The sequence below is a fragment of the Delftia tsuruhatensis NBRC 16741 genome (assembly GCF_001571325.1).
GTDB lineage: Bacteria > Pseudomonadota > Gammaproteobacteria > Burkholderiales > Burkholderiaceae_C > Comamonas > Comamonas tsuruhatensis.
The window spans coordinates 1-20,233 of sequence record NZ_BCTO01000075.1 but is presented as its reverse complement, the minus strand read 5'-3'; the positions used below and the strand labels follow the sequence as shown (position 1 = coordinate 20,233).

Here is a 20,233-nt window from a genome sequence, read left to right as displayed (position 1 = left end):
GGGGGAAGGCGCGAAGCGCCTCAGGGGGTGTTCAGTTGTTCTGCATGATGGCGCAGATGGTCATCAATGAAGCTCTGGATGAAGTAGTAGCCGTGGTCGTAGCCGCCGTGGCGGCGCAGCGTCAGCGGCTGGCCGGCCTGGGCGCAGGCGGCCTCGAAGGCTTCGGGCAGCAGCTGCTTTTCGATCAGGAACTTGTCGGCCAGGCCCTGGTCCACGAGGATGCCGGCCGGGTAGGGCGCCTGGGTCTGCGCGGCCATCAGGCAGCTGGCGTCATGCGCTTCCCAGGCCTTGCGGTCATCGCCCAGATAGCCTGAGAAGGCTTTCTGGCCCCAGGGGCAGTTGACGGGGTTGGCGATGGGCGCGAAGGCCGACAGGCTCTTGAAGCGGTCCGGATGGCGCAGCGCCAGCGTGAGCGCGCCGTGGCCGCCCATGGAGTGGCCGAAGATGCCCAGCCGCTGCGCGTCGATGGGCAGGCGTGCGGCGATCAGCGGCAGCAGCTCGCCCAGCAGATAGCTTTCCATGCGCCAATGCAGTGCCCAGGGCTTGGTGGTGGCGTCCAGGTAGAAGCCCGCGCCCACGCCGAAGTCCCAGGCATCGGCCTCGCCGGGCAGGCCTGCGCCGCGCGGGCTGGTGTCGGGCGCGATCAGCGCAATGCCCAGCTCGGCGGCCAGGCGCTGGGCGCCGGCCTTGGTCATGAAGGTCTCTTCGGTGCAGGTCAGCCCGGCCAGGTAGAGCACGGCGGGCACCTTCTCGCCGGCCACGGCCTTGGGCGGCAGGAAGACCGAGAACTTCATGTTCAGGCCGATCTCGGCGGAGAAATGCTCGTAGAAACGCTGTGCGCCGCCGAAGCAGGCATGGGCGTTCTTGAGTTCCAGGGGCGGCAGTGCGGACATGGTGTTCCTCAAAAAGAAAAATGCTACGGGCACCTTGGCAAGCGGTGCGTGCAGCATTCAAAGATGGGAGTTGATACGCTATACACGGTCAACGGCCCATGAAACTGGCGCTGCCCAGGCGCGCAGCGCCTCAGGGGGAGCTTCAGTACACGACGACGGAGCGGATGGACTTGCCTTCGTGCATCAGGTCAAAAGCCTCGTTGATCTCCGGCAGGCCCATGGTGTGCGTGACGAAGGGGGCCAGCTGGATCTCGCCGCTCATGGCCTGCTCGACCATGCCGGGCAGCTCGCTGCGGCCCTTGACGCCGCCGAAGGCCGTGCCCAGCCACTTGCGGCCCGTCACCAGCTGGAAGGGTCGTGTGGAGATTTCCTGGCCCGCGCCGGCCACGCCGATGATGACCGACTGGCCCCAGCCGCGGTGCGCGCATTCCAGGGCGGCACGCATCACGTTGACGTTGCCGATGCATTCGAAGCTGTGGTCCACGCCCCAGCCCGTCATCTCGACGATGACCTGCTGGATGGGCTTGTCGAAATCCTTGGGATTCACGCAGTCGGTGGCGCCGAAGGTGCGGGCCAGGTCGAACTTGGAGGGGTTGGTGTCCACGGCGATGATGCGGCCGGCCTTGGCCAGCTTGGCGCCCTGGATCACGGCCAGGCCGATGCCGCCCAGGCCGAACACGGCCACGGTGTCGCCTTCCTGGACCTTGGCGGTGTTCTTGACGGCTCCCAGGCCCGTGGTCACGCCGCAGCCCAGCAGGCAGACCTGCTCGGGGTTGGCATCGGGGTGGATCTTGGCCAGCGAGACTTCGGCGACCACGGTGTATTCGCTGAAGGTGGAGCAGCCCATGTAGTGGTAGATGGGCTCGCCGTTGTACGAAAAGCGCGTGGTGCCGTCGGGCATCACGCCCTTGCCCTGGGTGGCGCGCACGGAAACGCACAGGTTGGTCTTGCCGCTCTTGCAGAACAGGCATTCGCCGCATTCGGCGGTGTACAGCGGGATCACGTGGTCGCCGGGCTTGACGCTGGTCACGCCTTCGCCGACCTCGACGACGATGCCCGCGCCTTCATGGCCGAGCACGGCGGGGAAGATGCCTTCGGGGTCGTCGCCCGACAGCGTGAACGCGTCGGTGTGGCAGACGCCGGTGTGGGTGATCTTGATCAGGACCTCGCCCTTCTTCGGGGGGGCCACGTCGATCTCGACGATCTGCAGGGGTTCTCCAGCCTTGAAGGCGACGGCGGCTTTGGATTTCATGGGCGTGTCTTTCTGTCGGGGTGGCTCAGGAACGGCAGGGCGCGCGCTCCGCGAAGCCTTGAATGTAGGCCATGGCCGGGCGGCCCGGCCGCATCATGGCCGCAGCCCCAGGTGATATGTCCGAATCTGAGGGGTGTGGCCGGCGTCGGCCGGGCCTGCTGGCTGTGGGTGCTTGCGTCTTTTCGTATAGTCCGCCCCATTCTTTCCACCCTGACCTCCTCCGAGCCCGCCGTTTCCCATGGACCACCGCCACGCCAGCGCCCACCGCATCGATCTTGTCGTCTACCCCGGCTTCAAGGCGCTGGAGGCCATAGGGCCCATGTCGGTGTTCGACTATGCCAACGTGCACCTGCGCGCGCGCGGCCAGAGCGATGGCTACGAGGTGCGCGTGGTCTCGCAGCGGCAAGGGCCCGTGCGCTCGGACACGCTGATGTCGCTGGAGGCCACGCATACGCTGGCCGGGCTGGAGGCTGCAGGCATGGGCTGCACCGTGGTTGTCGTGGGCTCGCGCCATATCGAGCAGGTGCTGGGCGGCTCGGCCGAGCTGGTCGCCTGGCTGGGCCGCGTGGCGCCGCGCGTGCAGCGGCTGATTGCGCTGTGCTCGGGCAGCTTCTTCCTGGCCGAGGCGGGCTTGCTGGACGGCCGGCGCGCGGCCACGCACTGGAGCGTGACGGCGCAACTGGCCCAGCGCCATCCGCGCGTGCAGGTCGATGCCGATGCCATCTACCTGCGCGAGGAAATCCGCGATGGCGCAGGCAGCCGCCAGCTGTGGACCTCGGCCGGCGTGACGGCCGGCATCGACCTGGCCCTGGCCGTGGTCGAAGAGGATTTCGGCCACGCGCTGGCGCTTGAGGTGGCGCGTGACCTGGTCATGTACCTCAAGCGTCCCGGTGGCCAGTCGCAGTTCAGCGTGCCGCTGGCGGCCCAGGCCGCGCAGCACGGCGGCGTGCAGGCCGTGCAGCAGTGGGTGATGACCCATCTGGCCGAGCCTCTGACCCTTGCGCAGATGGCCGAGCAGGCGCACATGAGCGAGCGGCACCTGCGCCGCGTGTTCCAGCAGGAAACCGGGCAAAGCCCCACGGCCTTTGTGGAGAGCGCGCGGCTGGAGGCGGCCAAGCAACTGCTGGAAAGCCAGGCCCATCTGCCGCTCAAGACCGTGGCCGCGCGCGTGGGCCTGGGCTCGGAGCAGGCGCTGCGCCACCTGTTCGTGCGCCACCTGGGCATTACCCCGGTGGCGTACCGGGATCGCTTTGGCGGGCGCGGCGGCGCGGGCTGAACCGGAAACGCTCAGTTCTTTTTTGCGGTCTTGGCTGCTTCGGCGGCCGCGGCACGCAGCTTGTCTTTTTTGCTTGGGCGGCGGCCCTTGATGCCGCCGTTGCCGTCCTGGGCCACCGGGGGCGGCGGCACGGGCTCGGTGGGCTCGAAGCCTGGCAGTTGCTCCAGTTCAAGGTCCAGCTGGTTGCGCTTGCAGATCAGCGCCCAGTGCGCCTGGTCGGCCGGCGTGACAAAGCTGATGGCCGTGCCGTCCTCGCCCGCGCGGCCCGTGCGGCCGATGCGGTGCACATAGTCGGTGGCCGAGCGCGGCAGGTCGTAGTTGACGACCAGGGGCAACTGGGTGATATCGATGCCGCGCGCCGCCAGGTCGGTGGTGATCATCACCTGCCAGCGCCTGGCCTTGAAGTCGGCCAGCGCTTCCTTGCGTGCGCCCTGGCTCAGGTCGCCATGGAAGGCCGTGGCGAAGATGCCGGCCTTGTAGAGCTTTTCCGCCACCAGTTCGGCCGTGTGCCGCGTGGCCACGAAGACCAGGGCGCGCTCCAGCGTGGCGGGGTCGGTGCCGGGCGCCGTCTCCCCCTGTACCAGTGTGCGCAGCAGCTGGGTGCGGCGCGCACGGTCCACGGCAATTGCGCGCTGGGCAATGCTCTGGGGGCTGGCGGCATCCTGGCCTTCGGCGGCATCGACGCGGGCCTGAACGGGATCGTGCAGCAGGCCTGTGGCCAGCGATTGCACGGCATCGGGATAGGTGGCCGAGAACAGCAGGGTCTGGCGCTGCTTCGGCAGCAGGGCCAGCACGCGCTGCAGCTCGTCCTGGAAGCCCAGGTCCAGCAGGCGGTCGGCCTCGTCCAGCACCAGATGGCGCACGGCGGACAGGCGCACGGCGTTGTGCTCCACCAGGTCCAGCAGGCGGCCCGGCGTGGCCACCAGGAAGTCGGCACTGCCGCGCAGCATCATCATCTGCGGGTTGATGGACACGCCGCCATAGACCACGCCGATGCGCGGCGGCTGCCTGAGCGTGCGGCCCAGGTCGGACAGCGTCTCGCCCACCTGCTGGGCCAGCTCGCGCGTGGGTACCACGATCAGCGTGGTCAGGGTTCGCACAAAGCCGCCCTGGGCACCCTGGGCCTTGCCGCCATCCATCCAGCGCTGCAGCAGCGGCAGCAGGTAGGCGGCCGTCTTGCCCGAGCCCGTGGGCGCACAGGCCCAGAGGTCGCGGCCCGCAAGCACGGGGGCGATGGACTGGGTCTGTATGGGCGTGGGATCGACCAGGCCCAGGTCTTGGAGGCTGGAGACCAGCGCCGGGCTCAGGCCGAGGGAGGCAAAGTTCATGGTGTGCAGGGAGTGGCTGGGGCCGGAACCCCGGCGCAAGAAAGGGCCGGCCACGAGGGCCGGGGGGGCATTGTCGGCGAAACCGCGCCGCTGCGTGAAGCAGGGGGCTTGGCCCGGGCGCTCAGGCCAGGCGGCGCGGCCGACCAGCAGGCTGTTCACCAAGCCGCCAGCCTTTGCAGCCGGGCCGGTGGCGCATGCCTGTCCAGGGATCGGGCATCGCCGAAATGAGTGCCCAGAAGATCGAATGGAGGCGGCTCATGGAGGAAGTCGTCCCTGCCTCTTCAGCTCCTTGAGCCGTCGTTCGGTTGCGCGGTCCAGGGCGTCCTGCAGCAGGTCCATCTTGCGTTTGTTGCAGGGTTGGCAGTCGTAGAAGCTTCCAGGTACTCCAATAGGGTCCAGCTTTTTGTTGGCCTCGAAAAGATTAATACGTCCTGTGGGTTCGATTCCCATGACGATGATTTTTCCGCTCTTGAACTTGACGGACGCTCCTCCTGAACACCCTGTTCTTTCCATATATTCACCGAAGTAGTGCTTCTCTGAAATTTTGCGCATGTGCTGCAGCGCATATCGCACATCCTCTTCGGTCAATATCACATCGTTGCAATCAAGCCAGTTCTTGTCTTCCCAAGAAGAGCCGCCTGAGGGCTCGATGATGTCGATTTTCTGTACTTGCCTGACTGGGTATCTGGCATCGGCCGCATGGAGCATCGATGCCATGGCCATTGCCGAAATCACAGTCACAGTGCGAAAGAAAATGAAGCTCATGGTGCCATTTCCCAGTTTGCGCCTTCTGCTTCGGACAGGTTCTTCCGGCTTACTTCAGGGTGCTTGAAGACTTCACTGGGCGATAGTTGCATGGAATCTTGCAGTGCTTCAACCAGCCATGTCAGAGCACGGTTTTGTGCCTCAGTCGGTGTGGGGTAGACGCCAAATTCTCCCCGAATCCCTTCCGGACTCAGTTCCTTTCGTCGCTGAGGGGGCTTGAACCCTTTCGGCAGCACAGCCCTGCCAACCATCTCGATGCCTATGGCTTCCATGTTGCTCGGATAGCGATCGCCAGGGGCTTTCATCATCTCGATGCGGTGCATTCCCTTTACGCCTGCTCCTTCATAGTCCCTGGCCTTGCATTTCCCCACAAGCAGGCATCTTGCCTTCAGCGGCCCCACATGGTTGGTGCGCTGGTAGATGGCCGCAGTCTGGTAGATGGTTCCGTCCTTGTCGATGAGAAAGTGTGCCGCATTGGCCTTCGGGTTTTTGTAGCTGTTCAGCGAAGACTGGGCCGTGTTGGCATCGGTCTGGTGCACGACGATGCCGGTGATGGCGGCGGTCCGCTTTCCTCTCTCGATGGCGGGGCTGCGCGCATTCTTGACGCACGCATGGATGAGCATTCCGTCCTTGGTGATTTCGACAAGCATGTGAGTCCCGGGGTTGCGTTGAACGGCAGCGGGCATTGCGCTGCGCCTCCATCCCGTTTCAGGGAGGGTCAACGGTCACCTTAGGGTAGATGTGATCAATCGAGGTCCATGCCACGATAGCCAGAATGGTGTTCCTAGGAGTGGCGTGGCCTTCTGGAACGGTGGACTCGCCCATGAAAAAAGCCCCATGCAAAGGCATGGGGCTTTTGGGTGCCGGGCCGCTGAGGCCCGGACCTGCGATCAGCGCTGGCCGATCGGCTTGACGTCGCGGGACACGGAGCCCGTGAACAGCTGGCGGGGACGGCCGATCTTGTACTCGGGGTCGGCCATCTGCTCGTTGAGCTGGGCGATCCAGCCCACGGTGCGGGCCAGGGCGAAGATGCCGGTGAACAGGTTCACGGGCACGCCGATGGCGCGCTGCACGATGCCGGAGTAGAAGTCCACGTTCGGGTAGAGCTTGCGCTGCACGAAGTAGTCGTCTTCCAGGGCGATCTTCTCGACTTCCTTGGCCAGGGCGAACAGGGGGTCCTTTTCCAGGCCCAGTTCGGCCAGCACTTCATTGCAGGTTTCCTGCATGAGCTTGGCGCGGGGGTCGTAGTTCTTGTAGACGCGGTGGCCGAAGCCCATCAGCTTGACGCCGCTGTTCTTGTCCTTGACCTGTTCCATGAACTCGCCGACCTTGGCAACGCCGCCGTTGGCCTGCAGGTATTCCAGCATGTTCAGGCAGGCTTCGTTGGCGCCGCCGTGGGCAGGGCCCCACAGGCAGGCCACGCCGGCCGAGATGGCGGCGAAGGGGTTGGTGCCCGACGAGCCGCACAGGCGCACGGTGGAGGTGGAGGCGTTTTGCTCGTGGTCTGCGTGCAGGATGAAGATGCGGTCCAGCGCGCGCTCGACCACGGGGTTCACCTTGAACTCCTCGCAGGGGTTGCCGAACATCATGCGCATGAAGTTGCCGGCGTAGCTCAGGTCGTTCTTGGGGTACATGTACGGCGCACCGATGCCGTACTTGTAGGCCATGGAGACCAGCGTGGGCATCTTGGCGATCAGGCGGATCGCGGCGATGTCGCGGTGCTCGGCGTTGTTGATGTCCATGTTGTCGTGGTAGAAGGCCGACATGCCGCCGACCAGACCCGTCAGGACGGCCATGGGGTGGGCGTCACGGCGGAAACCACGCAGGAAGAACTGCATCTGCTCGTTGACCATGGTGTGCTTGGTCACGCGCTCGACGAAGTCGGCCTTCTGCGACTCGTTGGGCAGCTCGCCGTACAGCAGCAGGTAGCAGGTCTCGAGGTAGTCGCAGTTCTTGGCCAGCTGCTCGATGGGGTAGCCGCGGTACAGCAGCTCGCCCTTGTCGCCATCGATGTAGGTGATGGCGGACTGGCACGAGGCGGTAGAGAGGAAGCCCGGGTCATAGGTGAACATGCCGGTCTGCGCGTACAGCTTGCGGATGTCCACCACGTCGGGACCGACGTTGCCCTGGTAGACGGGCAGCTCGACGCTGGGGGCGCCGTTGCTGAAAGACAGCGTTGCTTTGTTGTCTGCGAGTTTCATTTCCAAACTTCCTTCTCTAGATTGCCTAGCCTACTAGCGGGAGAGAACCGGGCTTGCGCTTGCGCACCAGTTCCAGAACTTCCCTGATTTCTTGGGTATCGAGTTCACCTTCAGGCTCCTTGCGGCGCAAGAAGAGGTCCATCAGGTCGTTGTCTGCCAGGTCCATCAAGGCAGACAGACCGCTCGCGTGTCTCCGCGTGAGCTGGTCTCCGTAGGTGGCGAAGAACTGCGCGATGAACAGGTCGTTCTCGACCAGGCCGCGCCGGCAGCGCCAGCGCAGCAGGTCTCGCTCGCGTTCGTCGAGCAGAGTATTCGTCATGGTCATCAGATGGCCCGGCGGACCATCAGTTCCTTGATCTTGCCAATGGCCTGCGTGGGGTTCAGGTGCTTGGGGCACACGTCCACGCAGTTCATGATGGTGTGGCAACGGAAGAGGCGGTACGGATCTTCCAGGTTGTCAAGGCGGTCACCCGTGGCCTCGTCGCGGCTGTCCGCGATGAAGCGGTAGGCCTGCAGCAGGCCGGCCGGGCCCACGAACTTGTCGGGGTTCCACCAGAAGCTGGGGCAGCTGGTGGAGCAGCTGGCGCACAGAATGCACTCGTACAGGCCGTTGAGCTCTTCGCGCTCTTCAGGCGACTGCAGGCGTTCCTTGGTGGGAGACGCGAAGCTGTCGTTCTGCAGGTACGGCTTGATCGAGTGGTACTGCTTGAAGAACTGCGTCATGTCCACGATCAGGTCGCGGATCACGGGCAGGCCGGGCAGGGGCTTGAGAACGATGTCGCCCTGCAGGGTCTTCATGTTCGTCAGGCAGGCCAGGCCGTTCTTGCCATTGATGTTCATCGCGTCCGAGCCGCACACGCCTTCGCGGCAGGAGCGGCGGAACGAGATGGAGGGGTCCATCTCCTTGAGCTTGACCAGGGCGTCCAGCAGCATGCGCTCGTGGCCGTCCAGCTCGACCTCGACGGTCTGCATGTAGGGCTTGGCATCCTTGTCCGGGTCGTAGCGGTAGATCTTGAAAGTGCGCTTCATTTGTCTGTTCTCTCGTGGGCTGCTGGATTAGAACGTGCGGACCTTGGGCGGCACGCTGTCCACCGTGAGGGGCTTCAGGTTCACGGGCTTGTAGTCCAGGCTGTTGGTGGCGCTGTACCACAGGGTGTGCTTGAGCCATTCCTTGTCATTGCGGCCCAGCGGGAACTCGGCGTGGTCGGCAGGATGCTCGTAGTCGTACACGGTGTGGGCGCCGCGGCATTCGTGGCGGGCAGCGGCCGAGATCATGGTGGCCTGGGCCACTTCGATCAGGTTGTCCACTTCCAGCGCTTCCATGCGGGCGGTGTTCCAGACCTTGGACTTGTCCTTGAGGGTCACGGAGCCCACGCGTTCGCGGATGGCGTTGATCTTGACTTCGCCTTCGTCCATGCTCTTTTGCGTGCGGAACACGCCGGCATGCTGCTGCATCGTGGCGCGAATGTCGCCAGCCAGGTCCTGGGCGTAGGTGCCTTCCTTGGAGTCGTCGAGCTGGTTCAGGCGCGTGAGCGTGCGCTCGGAGCCATCGGCCGGCACGGGCTTGTGGTCGCCGAAGCCGTTGACGAACTGCACGATGTGCTTGCCGGCCGACTTGCCGAAGACCAGCAGGTCCAGCAGCGAGTTCGTGCCCAGGCGGTTGGCGCCGTGCACCGACACGCACGAGCATTCGCCCACGGCATACAGGCCATTGACCACGTTGTTCTGCTGGCCGTCCCACACCACGACCTGGCCGTTGATGTTGGTGGGAATGCCGCCCATCTGGTAGTGGATGGTGGGCACCACGGGAATCGGTTCCTTGGTGATGTCCACGTTGGCGAAGTTGTGGCCGATCTCTTCCACCGAAGGCAGGCGCTTGCGGATGGTGTCGGCGCCCAGGTGGTCCAGCTTCATCAGGATGTAGTCCTTGTTGGGACCACAGCCACGGCCTTCCTTGATTTCCTGGTCCATGGAGCGGGACACGAAGTCACGCGGAGCCAGATCCTTCAGCGTGGGAGCGTAGCGCTCCATGAAGCGTTCGCCTTCGCTGTTGAGCAGGATGGCGCCTTCGCCACGGCAGCCTTCGGTCAGCAGCACGCCCGCGCCGGCCACGCCGGTAGGGTGGAACTGCCAGAACTCCATGTCCTGCAGCGGGATGCCTGCGCGTGCAGCCATGCCCAGGCCGTCGCCGGTGTTGATGAAGGCATTGGTCGATGCCTGGAAGATGCGGCCAGCGCCACCCGTGGCCAGCAGCACGGCCTTGGCGTGCAGCTCGTACAGGTCGCCGGTTTCCAGTTCGATGGCGGTCACGCCGACCACGTCGCCCTGGGTGTTGCGGATCAGGTCCAGCGCCATCCACTCCACGAAGAAGTTGGTCTTGGACTTGACGTTCTGCTGGTACAGCGTGTGCAGCATGGCGTGGCCGGTACGGTCGGCCGCGGCGCAGGCGCGCTGCACGGGCTTTTCACCGTAGTTGGCCGTGTGGCCGCCGAAGGGGCGCTGGTAGATGGTACCGTCGGGGTTGCGGTCGAACGGCATGCCGAAGTGTTCCAGCTCGATCACGACGTTGGGCGCTTCGCGGCACATGAACTCGATCGCATCCTGGTCGCCGAGCCAGTCGGAGCCCTTGATGGTGTCGTAGAAGTGGTAGTGCCAGTTGTCCTCGCTCATGTTGCCCAGCGAAGCGGACACGCCGCCCTGCGCAGCCACGGTGTGCGAGCGCGTGGGGAAGACCTTGGACAGCGAGGCCACGGACAGGCCGGCGCGCGACAGTTCCAGCGCGGCACGCAGGCCGGAGCCGCCAGCGCCGACGATGACGACGTCAAACTTGCGCTTGGTGATGTTTGCTTTGGAGTAGCTCATTCTTAACCTTCAATCGTGGAGACCGAGTCTCTATCAGATACGCCACAGGATCTGGATGCCCCAGCCGGCGCAGCCGACCAGCCAGACCAGGGTGAAAACGTTCAGCACCAGGCGCAGGCCCACGGGCTTGACGTAGTCCATCCAGATGTCGCGCACGCCGACCCAGACGTGCCAGGCCAGCGAGACGATCACGGCGAAGGTCAGGAACTTCATCCACTGCGGGGCAAAGATGCCGGCCCACAGGTCATAGCCGACGGAGCCGGTGCTGAAGATCAGCTTGGCCAGCAGCACGATGGTGAACAGTGCCATCAGCACGCCGGTGACGCGCTGCACCATCCAGTCGCGGATGCCGTAGTGCGCACCGACCACGGTGCGCTTGGAGCCGTAATTCACGGACATGGTTCTTTTTCCTTATCGTGAGGGGAGATCGTCTATCAGTACAGGCCGAACAGCTTGGCGCCCAGGATCAGGGTCAGGCCCACGCTCAGCACCAGCACCACCAGGGCGGAGGTCTTGCCGAACTGCTTGTTGACCGCATGGTGGTTCACGTCCATGAACAGGTGGCGCAGGCCGGCGCAGAAGTGGTGCAGGTAGGCCCAGATCAATGCCAGGCACACGAGCTTGAGGAACCATCCGAAGGGACCCGCGAAAACCGAGGTGAAGCCGTCGAAGGAGATCTCCGAGGTCAGCGACATGTCCATCATCCACAGGATGAAAGGCAGCAGGATGAACATCAGCAGGCCGCTGATGCGGTGCAGGATGGACACGATGCCGGCCGGCGGCAACCGGTAGGTGGGGAGGTCCTTGAAGAAGTTGATGTTGCGGAACTCTGGCCGCTTTTTGGCTTGCTCAGTCATGGCAGGGTACTTTCGTGGATGTAACTGCTTCGTAATCGCTCAGGGGCGGCGATGCAAAATTCTATTGCAATGCAATAAAAACAGCTTTGCTGGGAATTGCGTATTTTCGCCCGCTTCTCTGGGGAACGGATCGTTCAGCTCAACGCGTTGCGGTAGTGATGGGTGTCGGTGCGGTACAGGCCACGGCGTAACTCCATGGGAACATCGTTGTATGTGTAAGCGGTGCGCTCCACGCTCAGCAGGGGCGTGGTGCTGGGCACGTCCAGCAGCAGGGCCTGTTCGGCCTCGGGCAGGACGGCGCGGATCTTTTCGTCGGCGCGCACCATGCGCACGCCGTAGTCCAGCTCGAACATGGCGTAGGTGGGGCCCTGGTAGGCGGACATCTGCTCGGCGGTCAGGCCCTTGAAGGCGTGGCCCGGCAGCCAGATGTCTTCCAAAATGGTCGGGATTGCGGAGAACGACAGCACGCGGCGCACGTGCATCACGGCATCGCCGCTGCGCAGCGCCAGGCCGCGCGCCACGTCGGCCGATGCGCGCAGGCGCCGGCAGTCGATGATGCGGCGCTCGGCACGGCCCTCGCCCTGCTGGTCGCCGGCGTCGGGCTGCAGCTTGAGGAAGCGGTACTGCACATGCTGGGCCGCGTGGGTGGCCACGAAGGTGCCCTTGCCCTGGCGGCGCATCACCAGGTTCTCCGCGGCCAGCTCGTCGATGGCCTTGCGCACCGTACCCTGGCTCACGCGAAAGCGCGCTGCCAGCTCCATCTCGCTGGGGATCAGCTCGCCGGGCCGCCATTCGCCTGCTTCAAGGCTTTGCAGTATCAGTCCCTTGATCTGCTGGTACAGCGGGCTGAAGGCCGGGGTCGATGCGCCCGCGCCGATGGTGGCAGCGGCGGTTTCAGAGGCGAGGGGAGGCAGGGCTGGCATGGGAAAGTTCGGGGTGGGGAGGCTCCCGGCGACGCAGATGAAAGACTTGGAAACAGACGTCGATCATATCTTATATAAGACATAAGACAAATTGACCGGGCTTCGAAATCGGGAGTACACTTTCGCGTTGTTTGCGGAGCACGGGCTGCTGGTTTCTGACGCTGGTGCGACCTGGCGCCGATAACACCTGATTTTTTCCCCATCCCTGGAGTTTCATCATGAGCAAGAAGCCCGTTCGTGTCGCCGTCACCGGTGCCGCCGGTCAAATTGGTTACGCCCTGCTGTTTCGCATCGCCTCCGGCGAAATGCTGGGTAAGGACCAGCCCGTCATTCTGCAACTGCTGGAGATTCCCGACGAGAAGGCCCAGAACGCGCTCAAGGGCGTGATCATGGAACTCGAAGACTGCGCCTTCCCCCTGCTGGCCGGCATCGAAGCCCACTCCGACCCCCTGCAAGCCTTCAAGGACACCGACTACGCCCTGCTGGTCGGCGCGCGTCCCCGCGGCCCCGGCATGGAACGTGCCGACCTGCTGGCTGCCAACGCACAGATCTTCACGGCCCAGGGCAAGGCGCTGAACGCCGTGGCCTCGCGCAACGTGAAGGTGCTGGTCGTCGGCAACCCCGCCAACACCAACGCCTACATCGCCATGAAGTCGGCTCCGGACCTGCCGGCCAAGAACTTCACCGCCATGCTGCGCCTGGACCACAACCGCGCTGCATCGCAGCTGGCTGCCAAGGCCGGCTTCAAGGTGGGCGACATCCGCAAGCTGACCGTCTGGGGCAACCACTCGCCCACGATGTACGCCGACTACCGCTTCGCCACCGTCAACGGTGAAAGCGTCAAGGCCAAGATCAACGACCAGGCCTGGAACAAGGACGTGTTCCTGCCCACCGTCGGCAAGCGTGGCGCCGCCATCATTGCAGCGCGCGGCCTGTCCTCGGCTGCCTCGGCTGCCAACGCCGCCATCGACCACATGCGCGACTGGGCCCTGGGCTCGGGTGGCGAATGGGTCACCATGGGCGTGCCCTCCAACGGCGAATACGGCATCCCCGCCGGTATCGTCTTCGGCTTCCCGGTCACCACCGAGAACGGCGAGTACAAGATCGTCGAAGGCCTGGAAATCGACGCCTTCTCGCAAGAGTGCATCGACAAGACCCTGGCCGAGCTGCAAGGCGAACAGGACGGCGTCAAGCACCTGCTGTAAGCCGCCGGCAAGCCATGCTCGACTGGAATCCCGCGCTTTACCTGCGTTTCGCCAATGAGCGTACGCGCCCCGCAGCCGAGCTGCTGGCGCGTGTGCCCTTGGCCCAGGCCCGCCATGTGGTGGACCTGGGATGCGGGCCGGGCAATTCCACCGAGCTGCTTGCACAGCGCTATGCCGGTGCCACGATCACCGGCATAGACAACTCCCAGGCGATGCTGGCCACCGCGCGCCAGCATCTGCCTGAGGCCCGCTTCGCGCTGGCCGACATTGCTTCCTGGACGCCCGCCCCCGGCGAGAGCGCTCCCGACCTGATTTATGCCAATGCCTCCCTCCAGTGGGTGGGGGAGCATGAAACGCTGATACCCCGCCTGTTCGCCCAACTGGCGCCAGGGGGCGTGCTGGCGATACAGATGCCCGACAACCGGCAGGAAGCCACGCACCGCGTGATGCGCGAGATTGCCAGCCTGCCCAAGTTTGCCGCCTACATCGGCGACGCCGCCAAGGTGCGGGCCGACATCCTGCCCATCCGCAGCTACTACGACCTGCTGGCCGGACCGCAGGAGCAGGCCGGCGTCGAGGCCGGCGCCGTCGATGTCTGGCACACCGTCTACCAGCATCCCATGGACTCGGCCGGCGCCATCGTCCAGTGGCTGCGCGGCACCGGCCTCAAGCCCTTCGTCGAAGGCCTGCCCGAAGCCCTGCAGGCCGACTTCCTCACCGAATACGAAAACCGCGTGGACGCCGCCTACGGCGTGCGCGCCGACGGCCGGCGCCTGCTGGCCTTCCCCCGCCTGTTCATCGTCGCCCAGCGCAAGCCATGACCGCCGCCACGTCCACACCCTCTCGCGCACACCCGGCCCAGGTGCTGCTCGATGCGCAGGGCGGTGCCCTGCACCTGCCCGTCTGCGACCACTACAGCGGCGTGGAAGTGCGCATGCGCAAGAGCCTGCAGCTGCAGGCCGAGATGATGGCCGAGTTCGGCACCTGCGTGTTCGACGTCACGCTGGACTGCGAGGACGGCGCCCCCGTGGGCCAGGAGGCCGCCCATGCGCGCCTGGTGGCCTCGCTGGCGCGCGATGCCGCGCCCGGCGCCCGCGTGGCTGCGCGCGTGCATGCCGTGGACCACGCCAGCTTCGCGCAGGACCTGGACATCATCGTCGGCGAGGCCGGCGACCGCCTGTGCCACCTCATGCTGCCCAAGGTGGAAAGCGTGGACGACGTGCTGCTGGCCGAGCGGCATCTGGGCCGACTGGGCTGCCGCGAACTGCCGCTGCATGTGCTCATCGAGTCGCCCGCCGCCGTGCACCGCGCCTTCGACATCGCGGCACACCCGCGCGTGCAGAGCATTTCCTTCGGCCTGATGGACTTCGTCTCGGCCCATGGCGGCGCGATTCCCGCCTCGGCCATGGGCTCGGCCGGCCAGTTCGACCATCCGCTGGTCGTGCGTGCCAAGCTGGAGATCGCAGCTGCCTGCCACGCGCACGGAAAGGTGCCTTCGCACTGCGTGGTCACCGAGTTCAGGAATCCACAGGCGCTGCAGGCCGCTGCCACACAGGCGTCACGGCGGCTCGGCTATACCCGCATGTGGAGCATCCACCCGGACCAGATCCGTCCCATCCTCGCCGCGTTCGCGCCCCAGGCCGACGAAGTGGCGCAGGCCGCACAAATACTTACCGCCGCCGAGGCCGCCGACTGGGCGCCCGTCAGCGTGGATGGTGTATTACATGACCGGGCGAGCTACCGCTACTTCTGGCAGTTGCTCACACGTGCCCACCAGACCGGCCAGGCGCTGCCCCCGCAGGTGCAGCCCTGGTTTGCATCAGAATCACTTGCTTAGCCCACACCGGGAATTTGCAGGAGCCCAACGTATGAAGACAGCTATCGCCTCCATCCTGATCGCAGCCCCCTTGCTGGCCATGGGCCTGGGCGCCAGCGCCGCCGAACCTGCCAAGAAGGCTCCGGCCAAGGCCGCCGCCAAGCCTACGGTCAAGAAGGCTCCCGCCAAGAAGGCCACCGCGGCCAAGGCCGCTGCCGGCGCTGCCGCAGTCGGCGGTGCGGCGGCCGTGGCAGCTGCTGCCCAGCAGCCGCTGTCCGCCGAAGACCTGGCCATCTCGGAGCGCGTGCACACCGGCCGCATTCCCTGCGAGCTGGGCGCCTTCGTCAATGTGACGGCCGACCAGTCCAACCCCGGCTACTTCAACATCGACGGCAAGGGCTTCAAGTACCACATGGCGCCCGTCAAGACCTCGACCGGCACCGTGCGCCTGGAAGACAAGCATGCCGGCGCCGTCTGGCTGCAGATCGCCAACAAGTCCATGCTCATGAACCAGAAGGTCGGCCAGCGCCTGGCCGACGAATGCATGAGCCCTGACCAGCTTCAGGTGGCCGAGGCCATCAAGAAGAACCCGCCTCCCAGCCTGCTGGAAGCACCCAAGCCCGCCGGCCAGTAATCCAGGCCCGGACCTGAGCGTCCCGCAAGCAGCCCCACTTTAGAAAACCATGGAGAGAGAATCATGTTGAAAGCCTACCGTGACCACGTGGCCGAACGCGCCGCGCTCGGTATCCCCCCGCTGCCGCTGGATGCCAAGCAGGTTGCCGAACTGATCGAGCTGATCAAGAACCCGCCCGCTGGCGAGGACGCCTTCCTGCTCGACCTGCTCACGCACCGCGTTCCTCCGGGCGTGGACGATGCCGCCAAGGTCAAGGCCAGCTTCCTGGCGGCCGTGGCCCACGGTGACATCCAGGTGGCTCTCATCTCCAAGGCCAAGGCCACCGAGCTGCTGGGCACCATGGTGGGCGGCTACAACGTGCACCCCCTGATCGAGCTGCTGGACGATGCCGAAGTCGCCGGCGTCGCTGCCGACGCGCTGAAGAAGACGCTGCTGATGTTCGACTTCTTCAACGACGTGGCCACCAAGGCCAAGGCCGGCAACGCCAAGGCCCAGGAAGTCATGCAGAGCTGGGCTGACGCCGAGTGGTTCACCTCGCGCCCCGAAGTGGACAAGAAGATCACCGTCACCGTATTCAAGGTGCCCGGCGAGACCAACACCGACGACCTGTCGCCCGCACCCGATGCCTGGAGCCGTCCGGACATCCCGCTGCACTACCTGGCCATGCTCAAGAACACCCGTCCCGACGCGGCCTTCAAGCCCGAGGAAGACGGCAAGCGCGGCCCGATGCAGTTCATCGACGACCTCAAGAAGAAGGGCCACCTGGTCGCCTACGTGGGCGACGTGGTCGGCACCGGCTCCTCGCGCAAGTCGGCCACCAACTCCATCGTCTGGGCCACGGGCCAGGACATCCCCTTCGTGCCCAACAAGCGCTTCGGCGGCGTGACCCTGGGCGGCAAGATCGCCCCCATCTTCTTCAACACGCAGGAAGACTCCGGCTCGCTGCCCATCGAAGTGGACGTCTCCAAGCTGGAGATGGGCGACGTCATCGACGTGCTGCCCTATGACGGCAAGCTGGTCAAGAACGGCGAGACCGTCGCCGAGTTCCAGCTCAAGAGCGACGTGCTGTTCGACGAAGTGCGCGCCGGCGGCCGCATCAACCTGATCATCGGCCGCTCGCTGACCGCCAAGGCCCGCGAATTCCTGGGCCTGTCCGCCTCCACCGTGTTCCGCCTGCCCCAGGCGCCCGCTGCTTCGAACGCCGGCTTCACGCTGGCCCAGAAGATGGTCGGCCGCGCCGTCGGCCTGCCGGAAGGCCAGGGCGTGCGCCCCGGTACCTACTGCGAGCCGCGCATGACCACCGTGGGTTCGCAGGACACCACCGGCCCCATGACCCGCGACGAGCTCAAGGACCTGGCCTGCCTGGGCTTCTCGGCCGACATGGTCATGCAGTCCTTCTGCCACACGGCCGCCTACCCCAAGCCCGTGGACGTCAAGACCCACCGCGAGCTGCCTGCCTTCATCAGCAACCGCGGCGGCGTGGCCCTGCGTCCCGGTGACGGCGTGATCCACTCCTGGCTCAACCGCCTGCTGCTGCCCGACACCGTGGGCACGGGCGGCGACTCGCACACGCGCTTCCCCATCGGCATCTCCTTCCCCGCAGGTTCCGGCCTGGTGGCCTTCGGCGCCGCCACGGGCGTGATGCCCCTGGACATGCCCGAGTCCGTGCTCGTGCGCTTCAAGGGCGAAATGCAGCCCGGCGTCACCCTGCGTGACCTGGTGCATGCCATTCCCCTGTACGCCATCAAGGCAGGCGCCCTGACCGTGGCCAAGGCCGGCAAGAAGAACATCTTCTCGGGCCGCATCCTGGAAATCGAAGGCCTGCCCGACCTGAAGGTGGAACAGGCCTTCGAGCTGTCCGACGCCTCGGCCGAGCGCTCGGCTGCCGGCTGCACGATCAAGCTCAACCCCGAGCCGATCAAGGAGTACCTGACCTCGAACATCGTTCTGATGAAGAACATGATCGCCGACGGCTACGCCGACGCCAAGACGCTGCAGCGCCGCATCGAGAAGGTCGAAGCCTGGCTGGCCAAGCCCGACCTGCTCGAAGCCGACAAGGACGCCGAATACGCTGCCGTGTTCGAGATCGACCTGGCCGACATCAAGGAACCCATCGTCTGCTGCCCCAACGATCCCGATGACGCCAAGTTCCTGTCCGAAGTGGCCGGCACCAAGATCGATGAAGCCTTCATCGGTTCGTGCATGACCAACATCGGCCACTTCCGCGCAGCAGCCAAGCTGCTGGGCGGCCAGCGCGACATCCCCGTCAAGCTGTGGGTGGCTCCGCCCACCAAGATGGACCAGAACGAGCTGATCAAGGAAGGCCACTACGCCGCCTTCGGCACGGCCGGTGCCCGCACCGAAATGCCGGGCTGCTCGCTGTGCATGGGCAACCAGGCCCAGGTCCGCGAAGGCGCGACGGTGATCTCCACCTCGACCCGCAACTTCCCCAACCGCCTGGGCAAGAACACCAACGTGTTCCTGGGCTCGGCCGAGCTGGCCGCCATCGCATCGCGCCTGGGCAAGCTGCCCACCAAGGAGGAATACCTCAAGGAAATGGGCGTGATCGATGCCGACAAGTCCAGCGTCTACCGCTACATGAACTTCGACCAGATCGAAGAGTACGCGGACGTGGCCAAGGGCGTGAGCGCCTGAGTCCGGCCTGATCCGGCTCCATGAGCAAAGCCCGCTTCGGCGGGCTTTGCTGCTTTCTGGCTCTGTACTTTCCGGTTTACGCAGCCTGCCTCAACCGCCCCAGCACCTCCTGCGTCTGCGCATCCGCCGGAAAGAACGACTCCACGGCCAGCTCCTGCAGTGTCACATCCACCGGCGTGCCGAAGATGGTGATGGTGCTGATGAAGTTCAGCCGGCCATGGTCGGTGTCCAGCGCGAAGGGCACGGCAATGTGGCTGGCAGGTGCTGCGCCATGTGAGTCCGCTTCATCTTCCTTGAACGGGTAGGCGGCAATCTCGTCGTGCAGCGCCTGCAACTGCGCATCCGACGTGGCGGCAATCTGCTGCTGCAGGCGGTGCAGCAGATGCGCGCGCCAATGGGCTGCATTGGCCAGGCGCGGGCCCAGGCCTTCGGGGTGCAGGCTCAGGCGCAGCACATTGACGGGCGGCTCCAGCAGCCAGGGCGCCACGCCGGCCAGCAGCAGCGGCACGATGGCGTTGGCGGCCACCAGGTTCCAGTGACGGTCCACGGCCAGGGCCGGATTGGGTTCGTGGCCCTTGAGCACCAGGTCCACGGCCTGGCGCGCGGCGGCCAGGTCCGGGTGGTCCAGCGGCCGGGCCTGGTACATGGGGGCGTAGCCTGCGGCCACCAGCAGTGCATTGCGCTCGCGCAGCGGCACGCCCAGGCGCTCGACCAGGCGCAGCACCATCTCGCGGCTGGGCTGGGCGCGGCCGGTTTCCACATAGCTCAGGTGGCGCGTGGAGATCTCGGCCTCCAGCGCCAGGCCCTGCTGGCTCAGGCGGCGGTGCTGGCGCCAGTGGCGCAGATGGTCGCCGAAGGGCGAGCGCGCGGACGGTGGATGGGCGGTGGAGGTCATGGTCCGCATCGTAGCGGCGGGGCTGGCCTGGCGGCCATGACCTGCGAGGTTATCGACCCTGTGCAGCCTGCGGCGGACCATGCAGTCCATGGCATGCACGGTGTGTGCCTGTTGCTCTCAAGGAGTTCGCCATGTCGATGTTCGCTTCCCCCCGTTTCCTGCCCCGCGTGATGTGGGCCGATGCTGCTTCCTGCGCCGCCTCGGGCGCCTTGCAACTGGTGGCGGGGCAGCCGCTGGCGGATGTGACGGGGTTGCCTCTGGCGCTGCTGCAGTCCACAGGCTGGTTTTTGCTGGGCTATGCGCTGCTGGCTGCGTGGATGGCGGCGCGCTCGCCTGTGCCGCGGCGGTTGATCGGGCTGGTGGTTGTGGGGAATTTCGGGTGGGCTGTGGGCTGTGTTGCGCTGTTGGCGTTTGGTGGGTTGGGGTTGTCTGCCTGGGGGGTGGCGTGGGTGTTGGCTCAGGCGGTGGTGGTTGTGGTGTTGGCTGAGTTGCAGTGGACTGGGTTGAGGCGCACGCGCGCTGTGGTTGGCGGTGCGCGTGTTGCCATGTCATGACTACAGCGGGCTTGTTTTGACCCAGCCGGGCCGTTGTTTTTCGAGGCCGGGTCTCGGCCCGGCAGCCGACGGCCCTTTCTTGATTCGCCAAGAAAGGTCAGATCAAAGAAGGCGGCC

General features: G+C 65.5%; 20 protein-coding genes. 7 read left to right on the top strand and 13 right to left on the bottom strand.

Annotation, left to right across the window (positions count from 1 at the left end; translation table 11 throughout):
- Positions 1-20: 20 nt before the first annotated feature.
- On the bottom strand, positions 21-893 hold the full coding sequence (fghA, locus tag DTS01S_RS27010; RefSeq protein WP_026062821.1) for an S-formylglutathione hydrolase: 873 nt from the start codon (positions 891-893) through the stop codon (positions 21-23).
- A 142-nt stretch (positions 894-1,035) separates the two neighbouring features.
- Complete coding sequence (locus DTS01S_RS27005) at positions 1,036-2,145, bottom strand: S-(hydroxymethyl)glutathione dehydrogenase/class III alcohol dehydrogenase (protein ID WP_012204334.1); 1,110 nt, start codon at positions 2,143-2,145, stop codon at positions 1,036-1,038.
- A gap of 238 nt (positions 2,146-2,383) precedes the next feature.
- Here DTS01S_RS27005 and DTS01S_RS27000 point away from each other — a divergent pair, with 238 nt between their 5' ends.
- On the top strand, positions 2,384-3,421 hold the full coding sequence (locus DTS01S_RS27000; protein WP_017407125.1) for a GlxA family transcriptional regulator: 1,038 nt from the start codon (positions 2,384-2,386) through the stop codon (positions 3,419-3,421).
- An 11-nt stretch (positions 3,422-3,432) separates the two neighbouring features.
- On the opposite strand, the gene DTS01S_RS26995 is transcribed toward DTS01S_RS27000, so the two are convergent.
- From DTS01S_RS26995 to DTS01S_RS26950, 10 genes are all read right to left on the bottom strand, one after another.
- Positions 3,433-4,749, bottom strand: a complete 1,317-nt coding sequence (locus tag DTS01S_RS26995) for a DEAD/DEAH box helicase (protein WP_026062822.1) — start codon at positions 4,747-4,749, stop codon at positions 3,433-3,435.
- Between the two features lie 255 nt (positions 4,750-5,004).
- The gene (locus DTS01S_RS26990; protein ID WP_016450196.1) at positions 5,005-5,514 is read right to left on the bottom strand and encodes a hypothetical protein; all 510 of its coding nucleotides are present in this window, start codon (positions 5,512-5,514) and stop codon (positions 5,005-5,007) included.
- Positions 5,511-6,164 (bottom strand): peptidoglycan recognition protein family protein, encoded by a 654-nt coding sequence (locus DTS01S_RS26985; protein ID WP_254788060.1) that lies wholly within the window; start codon positions 6,162-6,164, stop codon positions 5,511-5,513. The genes DTS01S_RS26990 and DTS01S_RS26985 overlap by 4 nt, the downstream gene beginning before the upstream one ends.
- Positions 6,165-6,404: 240 nt before the next feature.
- On the bottom strand, positions 6,405-7,715 hold the full coding sequence (locus DTS01S_RS26980) for a citrate synthase (RefSeq protein ID WP_016450198.1): 1,311 nt from the start codon (positions 7,713-7,715) through the stop codon (positions 6,405-6,407).
- A gap of 25 nt (positions 7,716-7,740) precedes the next feature.
- Positions 7,741-8,040 (bottom strand): FAD assembly factor SdhE, encoded by a 300-nt coding sequence (locus DTS01S_RS26975; protein ID WP_012204343.1) that lies wholly within the window; start codon positions 8,038-8,040, stop codon positions 7,741-7,743.
- Positions 8,040-8,744: a succinate dehydrogenase iron-sulfur subunit gene (locus tag DTS01S_RS26970; protein ID WP_012204344.1), complete on the bottom strand. Its 705-nt coding sequence runs from the start codon at positions 8,742-8,744 to the stop codon at positions 8,040-8,042. Before DTS01S_RS26970 ends, DTS01S_RS26975 begins: the two co-directional genes overlap by 1 nt.
- 27 nt (positions 8,745-8,771) lie before the next feature.
- Positions 8,772-10,577, bottom strand: coding sequence for a succinate dehydrogenase flavoprotein subunit (gene sdhA / locus DTS01S_RS26965; RefSeq protein ID WP_016450199.1), 1,806 nt, complete (start codon positions 10,575-10,577; stop codon positions 8,772-8,774).
- 33 nt (positions 10,578-10,610) lie between these two features.
- Positions 10,611-10,976 (bottom strand): succinate dehydrogenase, hydrophobic membrane anchor protein, encoded by a 366-nt coding sequence (gene sdhD / locus DTS01S_RS26960; RefSeq protein ID WP_012204346.1) that lies wholly within the window; start codon positions 10,974-10,976, stop codon positions 10,611-10,613.
- Between the two features lie 35 nt (positions 10,977-11,011).
- On the bottom strand, positions 11,012-11,434 hold the full coding sequence (gene sdhC, locus DTS01S_RS26955; RefSeq protein WP_016450200.1) for a succinate dehydrogenase, cytochrome b556 subunit: 423 nt from the start codon (positions 11,432-11,434) through the stop codon (positions 11,012-11,014).
- 134 nt (positions 11,435-11,568) lie between these two features.
- Positions 11,569-12,357, bottom strand: a complete 789-nt coding sequence (locus DTS01S_RS26950) for a GntR family transcriptional regulator (RefSeq protein WP_016450201.1) — start codon at positions 12,355-12,357, stop codon at positions 11,569-11,571.
- A gap of 218 nt (positions 12,358-12,575) precedes the next feature.
- Between DTS01S_RS26950 and DTS01S_RS26945 the strand changes: the two genes are divergently transcribed.
- The 5 genes from DTS01S_RS26945 to acnB all read left to right on the top strand — a co-directional run bounded on the left by DTS01S_RS26945 (position 12,576) and on the right by acnB (position 18,667).
- Entirely contained in the window at positions 12,576-13,562 is a 987-nt protein-coding gene (locus DTS01S_RS26945) for a malate dehydrogenase (protein ID WP_012204349.1), read from the top strand.
- Positions 13,563-13,576: 14 nt separating this feature from the next.
- Positions 13,577-14,383 (top strand): trans-aconitate 2-methyltransferase, encoded by an 807-nt coding sequence (gene tam, locus DTS01S_RS26940; protein ID WP_013803434.1) that lies wholly within the window; start codon positions 13,577-13,579, stop codon positions 14,381-14,383.
- On the top strand, positions 14,380-15,399 hold the full coding sequence (locus DTS01S_RS26935; protein WP_012204351.1) for an HpcH/HpaI aldolase/citrate lyase family protein: 1,020 nt from the start codon (positions 14,380-14,382) through the stop codon (positions 15,397-15,399). Before tam ends, DTS01S_RS26935 begins: the two co-directional genes overlap by 4 nt.
- A gap of 31 nt (positions 15,400-15,430) precedes the next feature.
- Positions 15,431-16,012, top strand: coding sequence for a hypothetical protein (locus DTS01S_RS26930; protein WP_061289762.1), 582 nt, complete (start codon positions 15,431-15,433; stop codon positions 16,010-16,012).
- A gap of 63 nt (positions 16,013-16,075) precedes the next feature.
- Positions 16,076-18,667, top strand: a complete 2,592-nt coding sequence (gene acnB / locus DTS01S_RS26925) for a bifunctional aconitate hydratase 2/2-methylisocitrate dehydratase (RefSeq protein WP_016450204.1) — start codon at positions 16,076-16,078, stop codon at positions 18,665-18,667.
- 76 nt (positions 18,668-18,743) lie between these two features.
- Here the strand turns inward: acnB and DTS01S_RS26920 are convergent, their stop codons facing one another.
- Positions 18,744-19,562, bottom strand: coding sequence for a helix-turn-helix domain-containing protein (locus DTS01S_RS26920; RefSeq protein WP_047218608.1), 819 nt, complete (start codon positions 19,560-19,562; stop codon positions 18,744-18,746).
- Between the two features lie 131 nt (positions 19,563-19,693).
- Here DTS01S_RS26920 and DTS01S_RS26915 point away from each other — a divergent pair, with 131 nt between their 5' ends.
- Positions 19,694-20,116, top strand: a complete 423-nt coding sequence (locus DTS01S_RS26915; RefSeq protein WP_017407129.1) for a hypothetical protein — start codon at positions 19,694-19,696, stop codon at positions 20,114-20,116.
- The last annotated feature ends 117 nt before the right edge of the window (positions 20,117-20,233 follow it).

Bases quoted from the DNA above. Each gene is read 5' to 3' on its own strand.
- fghA (WP_026062821.1), bottom strand. From the start codon at position 893: ATGTCCGCACTGCCGCCCCTGGAACTCAAGAACGCCCATGCCTGCTTC.
- DTS01S_RS27005 (WP_012204334.1), bottom strand. From the start codon at position 2,145: ATGAAATCCAAAGCCGCCGTCGCCTTCAAGGCTGGAGAACCCCTGCAG.
- DTS01S_RS27000 (WP_017407125.1), top strand. From the start codon at position 2,384: ATGGACCACCGCCACGCCAGCGCCCACCGCATCGATCTTGTCGTCTAC.
- DTS01S_RS26995 (WP_026062822.1), bottom strand. From the start codon at position 4,749: ATGAACTTTGCCTCCCTCGGCCTGAGCCCGGCGCTGGTCTCCAGCCTC.
- DTS01S_RS26990 (WP_016450196.1), bottom strand. From the start codon at position 5,514: ATGAGCTTCATTTTCTTTCGCACTGTGACTGTGATTTCGGCAATGGCC.
- DTS01S_RS26985 (WP_254788060.1), bottom strand. From the start codon at position 6,164: ATGCTTGTCGAAATCACCAAGGACGGAATGCTCATCCATGCGTGCGTC.
- DTS01S_RS26980 (WP_016450198.1), bottom strand. From the start codon at position 7,715: ATGAAACTCGCAGACAACAAAGCAACGCTGTCTTTCAGCAACGGCGCC.
- DTS01S_RS26975 (WP_012204343.1), bottom strand. From the start codon at position 8,040: ATGACCATGACGAATACTCTGCTCGACGAACGCGAGCGAGACCTGCTG.
- DTS01S_RS26970 (WP_012204344.1), bottom strand. From the start codon at position 8,744: ATGAAGCGCACTTTCAAGATCTACCGCTACGACCCGGACAAGGATGCC.
- sdhA (WP_016450199.1), bottom strand. From the start codon at position 10,577: ATGAGCTACTCCAAAGCAAACATCACCAAGCGCAAGTTTGACGTCGTC.
- sdhD (WP_012204346.1), bottom strand. From the start codon at position 10,976: ATGTCCGTGAATTACGGCTCCAAGCGCACCGTGGTCGGTGCGCACTAC.
- sdhC (WP_016450200.1), bottom strand. From the start codon at position 11,434: ATGACTGAGCAAGCCAAAAAGCGGCCAGAGTTCCGCAACATCAACTTC.
- DTS01S_RS26950 (WP_016450201.1), bottom strand. From the start codon at position 12,357: ATGCCAGCCCTGCCTCCCCTCGCCTCTGAAACCGCCGCTGCCACCATC.
- DTS01S_RS26945 (WP_012204349.1), top strand. From the start codon at position 12,576: ATGAGCAAGAAGCCCGTTCGTGTCGCCGTCACCGGTGCCGCCGGTCAA.
- tam (WP_013803434.1), top strand. From the start codon at position 13,577: ATGCTCGACTGGAATCCCGCGCTTTACCTGCGTTTCGCCAATGAGCGT.
- DTS01S_RS26935 (WP_012204351.1), top strand. From the start codon at position 14,380: ATGACCGCCGCCACGTCCACACCCTCTCGCGCACACCCGGCCCAGGTG.
- DTS01S_RS26930 (WP_061289762.1), top strand. From the start codon at position 15,431: ATGAAGACAGCTATCGCCTCCATCCTGATCGCAGCCCCCTTGCTGGCC.
- acnB (WP_016450204.1), top strand. From the start codon at position 16,076: ATGTTGAAAGCCTACCGTGACCACGTGGCCGAACGCGCCGCGCTCGGT.
- DTS01S_RS26920 (WP_047218608.1), bottom strand. From the start codon at position 19,562: ATGACCTCCACCGCCCATCCACCGTCCGCGCGCTCGCCCTTCGGCGAC.
- DTS01S_RS26915 (WP_017407129.1), top strand. From the start codon at position 19,694: ATGTCGATGTTCGCTTCCCCCCGTTTCCTGCCCCGCGTGATGTGGGCC.